At 37.0% G+C, this 4,658-nt stretch carries 5 protein-coding genes; 4 read left to right on the plus strand and 1 reads right to left on the minus strand.

The genetic code is table 11. From position 1 onward, the window contains the following. Positions 1-135 precede the first annotated feature (135 nt). The 4 genes from WFK35_RS20805 to WFK35_RS20820 all read left to right on the plus strand — a co-directional run bounded on the left by WFK35_RS20805 (position 136) and on the right by WFK35_RS20820 (position 3,864). Entirely contained in the window at positions 136-1,254 is a 1,119-nt protein-coding gene (locus tag WFK35_RS20805; RefSeq protein WP_336734404.1) for a carboxylate-amine ligase, read from the plus strand. A 34-nt stretch (positions 1,255-1,288) separates the two neighbouring features. Next, positions 1,289-2,125, plus strand: coding sequence for a type 1 glutamine amidotransferase (locus WFK35_RS20810; RefSeq protein ID WP_336734406.1), 837 nt, complete (start codon positions 1,289-1,291; stop codon positions 2,123-2,125). 82 nt (positions 2,126-2,207) lie between these two features. Then, the gene (locus tag WFK35_RS20815) at positions 2,208-3,392 is read left to right on the plus strand and encodes a hypothetical protein (protein WP_336734407.1); all 1,185 of its coding nucleotides are present in this window, start codon (positions 2,208-2,210) and stop codon (positions 3,390-3,392) included. 16 nt (positions 3,393-3,408) lie between these two features. Beyond that, entirely contained in the window at positions 3,409-3,864 is a 456-nt protein-coding gene (locus WFK35_RS20820; protein ID WP_336734408.1) for a hypothetical protein, read from the plus strand. 83 nt (positions 3,865-3,947) lie between these two features. Here the strand turns inward: WFK35_RS20820 and WFK35_RS20825 are convergent. After that, a partial coding sequence (locus tag WFK35_RS20825) for a glutamate ligase domain-containing protein (protein WP_336734410.1) occupies positions 3,948-4,658 on the minus strand: 711 nt, incomplete at its 5' end.

Here is a 4,658-nt window from a genome sequence, read left to right on the forward strand (position 1 = left end):
TGGATCGTAGAACACGCAGCAAAATTAGCGATCGAAAAGGCAAAAGAATATGTGCCGGGAAAACCAAACATCTCATGGGGAAATTTCGTAAAAGATTCTGTAAAATAAGAATATCAACAAAAAGCACGAAAAAAAATGCATCAATTTACTATTGGAATCGAAGAAGAATATCAGATTATTGATGTTGAGAGCCGGGATCTGGTTTCTCATGTTTCGAAAATTATTGAAGGCGGAAAAGCTGTTTTAAGTGAAAATTTAAAGCATGAAATGCATGAATCCATGATTGAAATGGAAACAGGAATCTGCCAGAATATTCAGGAGGCAAAAGCCGAATTAACGAATTTAAGAAGACATCTTATAAAAACCGCCCACGAACAGGGACTGAGAGTTTCCGGCGGCGGAACGCATCCTTTCTCCAATTGGGAACACAACACCATTACAAACGGAGAGCGGTACATTAAAATTGTGGACGATATGGGTGATGTGGCAAGAGGAAATTTAATTTTCGGACTTCATGTCCATATCGGAATTCCGAACCGTGAAGAAGGCGTAAGAATCCAGAACGTGATGAGGTATTTCCTTCCGCACGTTTATGCACTATCAACAAACTCTCCTTTCTGGATCGGAAGAAACACAGGTTTTAAATCTTACCGACAGGAAATTTTTGTAAAATTCCCAAGAACCGGAATTCCAAGCTTTTTTAATTCTTTAGCTGAATTTGACAGTTATGTAGATCTTTTGGTAAAAACAGGAACCATTGATAACGCTAAAAAAATATGGTGGGATCTCAGAGTTCATCCGTTCTACCCTACGATCGAATTCAGAATCTGCGATATGCCGATGAGAATTGATGAAACTGTTTGTCTCGCTGCTATTATGCAGGCTTTGGTTGCCAAAATTTATAAACTTCATCAGCAGAATTTAAGTTTCAGAAGCTACAGAAGATTACTGTTAAACGAAAACAAATGGCGTGCTTCAAAGAGCGGAATTGAAGCTCATCTGATTGACTTCGGAAAAGAAGAATCTGTTCCATATCCTGATTTATTAAAGGAACTTCTTGAGTTTATTGATGATGTGGTGGACGAATTGGGATGCAGAAAAGAGGTTGAATATGCATGGACCATTCTTGAAAACGGAACCGGAGCAGACCGACAGCTTAAAGTATTCAATGAAACGGGTGACCTTACGAAAGTTGTTGATTATATGATCTCAGAAACAGAGTATGGCATAACACACGGTAAAACTGCTTCATAATTTTTTGATAACTTTGTAAAAAATATGAAGTCGTATGAAAGATATTCGAATTGCTTTGCTGGACATGAACAACAATCATGTTAATCAGGGTTTTAAAAATATTAAAGAAATTTCCGAAGCATTTAAAAAGAGCTGTGTTCAGGAAAACGTAAGCATTGAAACATTCGATGTGAGATTTAAAAATGAAATGCCCAATGTTGAGGATTTCGATATTTTTATTTCTTCGGGAGGTCCGGGAGATCCGCACAGAGAAGGTCTAGAATGGGAGGATAAATTTGCTGCGTTTCTGGATAATGTTTTTGAACATAACCAGTACAGCGACGACAAAAAGTATCTGTTTCTGATCTGTCATTCTTTTCAGCTGGCAAGTATTCACTGGAAACTTGGAAATATCTGCAAAAGGAAATCGTATTCTTTCGGCGTAATGCCGGTTCATAAAACCGAAGAAGGAGAACAGGAATTTTTATTCAAAAATCTTCCGGATCCTTTCTATGCAGTAGATTCCAGAGCGTATCAGTTTATCGAACCGGATCATGACCGTTTTGAGGAACTGGGTATGAAAATCGTTGCCATTGAAAAATTCCGCCCGCACATTAACCTTGAAAGAGCGGTAATGGCGATTCGTTTTTCGGAGGAAATATTCGGAACACAGTTTCATCCGGAAGCCAATCCTGCAGGGATGATTGAAAATCTTAAAGATGAAAAGAACAAGCAGGCGATGATCGAGAATTTCGGAATGGAAAAGTATCTTGAAACGGTAGACAGAATGGATGATGAAGATAAGATTATCCTTACTCAGGCACAGATTCTGCCGAGATTTTTGCAGTTCGCAAAAAAAAACGTTTTGAAGCAGGCAGAAACAATGGCTTAAATTTGTAATACACGAAATTATCAATACAAAAAATCGGGCAAAAAACTGTCCGATTTTTTAAATCACAAAAAGAAAAAGAATTATGATTCCAAAATACAGAAAGCAATTTAATCAGGAATTTTCTCAGGAAAAATACAGTCAGTTTAAAGAGATATTGAAACAGAAAAGTGGTCTGGAAGCCGGATTCAGAATTTCCGAAAGTCCTTTGTTTTTAACAAAAGAATTTGAATCTAAACTCATTGATGCCAGCGAAAGTATCATTACACAGATTAAAAATCTTCCTGAGGAGACTTTACAAAAGGCGATTCCTGATAACTGCAGGGTTCCCAACGACACAAAGCAGCCTCACTTTTTCACGATAGATTTCGGGATCTGCAAGAGCGAAAACGGCGAGATTGAACCTCAGCTGATCGAGCTGCAGGCTTTTCCTTCACTGTATGCATTTCAGAAAGTCTTTGAACAGACATTTTGTGATGTTTATCCTTTTCTTTCGGAGCTGCAAAATAAAACACCTCATGAAGATTTTAAAAATTATATGAAGGATTTAATTCTGGGTGACGAAAATCCTGAACATGTAATTCTTCTTGAAATTTATCCTGAAAAACAGAAAACCGCCATCGATTTTGTTTTGACTGAAAAATTACTGGGAATAAAAACGGTCTGTTTAACCAAAATAAAAAAAGACGGAAGAAAATTATTCTATGAAAACGATGGAAAATTAACAGAAATCAGAAGGATTTACAATCGTGTTATTTTCGACGAATTAGACCGGATTCCGGATCTGAAAACCGAATTCGATTTCCGTGAAGATGTTGATGTAATCTGGGTTACGCATCCGAACTGGTTTTTTAAAATTTCTAAATTCCTTCTTCCGCTTTTACAGCATCAGTTTGTTCCGAAAAGCTACTTCCTTCATGAATTTCCGGAAAGCGAAAGCCTTGAAAATTTCGTTTTAAAACCTTTATTTTCTTTTGCAGGAAGCGGAGTGAATTTAAATCCGACAAAGGAAATTACAGATGCCATTGAGGATAAAGAAAACTATATTTTGCAGAGAAAGGTAAACTATGAGCCGATTTTTGAGGATATCAACGGAGAGTTTTCAAAAGCAGAGATCAGATTACTGTATATCTGGCGCGAAAATGACGAACGTCCTATTCTACTGGAAAATCTGGGCAGAATGACGAAAGCAGCCATGGTAAATGTGGATTTTAACAAAAAAGATGCAATCTGGATCGGAAGTTCAAATGCTTTTTTTGCGGAGGAATAGATTATACGAATAAACAATGGAAGAAAAGTCAGCTTTTGAAGAGTTTGAAACACAGGGCAATACACGAAGAAGGAGTTTATTGCCGCTCTGGATCAAAATATTTTTATGGTTCTTTTTGATTGGAGGTTTTTTTGCGGTCATTTTTTTAATGATTGCACCTTTTTTAAGTAATATAAGTTTGTCGCTTTACGGCATCAATGCCAATCATCCTTACACTTTACCCGGAATAATTGTAACATTACTGTTTATATTCAAAGGAATTGTTGCCTACGGACTTTGGTTTGAACAGAAATGGGCGCCACAAACTGCTATTATTGATGCTTTTTTGGGTATTGCAATTTGTATCATCATGATGTTTGTTATTCCTTTTACGGTTCCAAATATAAGTTTTACCATAAGATTAGAATTAATCCCTTTATATTTTTATCTGGTTAAAATGCAGAAAATAAAATCTATCTGGGAAAATATGTAATAAAAAAGCTTCGAAATTCGAAGCTTTTTATTTAGTATCGGCGGCATCTTCGATGCCGCCGATACTTCTAAATCATAGTATGATTATATTTTATCATCTTCAAGCAATTCTCTCGCCTGATATTCCTGAACCAGATCAATCGCATTTGAAATCACATCGCTTAAAGCGGTAATGAAGGTTCCTTCTTCAGCCATTCCCATGGCGTGTTTCAGGGCTTCAATTTCTTTTGGTATAATCTCATAGCTTACATCTCTTCCGGAAGACTGCATTCCTTCGATAATTAAGCCGTTGATTTCCTCTTCCGTTCTTCCGCGAAGATGTTTCTCGTTTCGGATGATAATATGATCGAACATTCTTCCGGCAATTTTCCCACATTCTCTGATGTCATTATCACGTCTGTCTCCTACCCCGGAAATAATTCCGATCTTCTTCGCTGCTTCTACATTTTTAAGATAATCTTCAATTGCTTCATACCCTGCAGGATTATGTGCAAAATCGATCAGTACTTTAAAGCTTTTGAATTTAAATACGTTCAATCTTCCCGGAGTAAGCTGCGCACTTGGTATAAATGTTCTTAAAGAATTCGAAATATCTTCGATCCCGAAACCGTAAAGATAAGATGCCAAACTTGCTGCGAGAACGTTTTCGATCATGAATTTAGCCTTTCCTTCCATCGTGATCGGGAAATCTTTTGCCTTTCCGATCCTGATCTTCCAGTCTCCTTTTTTAATGGTGACAAACCCTTCTTCATATACACAGGTAATTTTACCTTCTTTAGCGAATTTTTTGATGTG

It is taken from the genome of Chryseobacterium sp. VD8 (assembly GCF_037149975.1).
GTDB lineage: Bacteria > Bacteroidota > Bacteroidia > Flavobacteriales > Weeksellaceae > Chryseobacterium > Chryseobacterium indicum.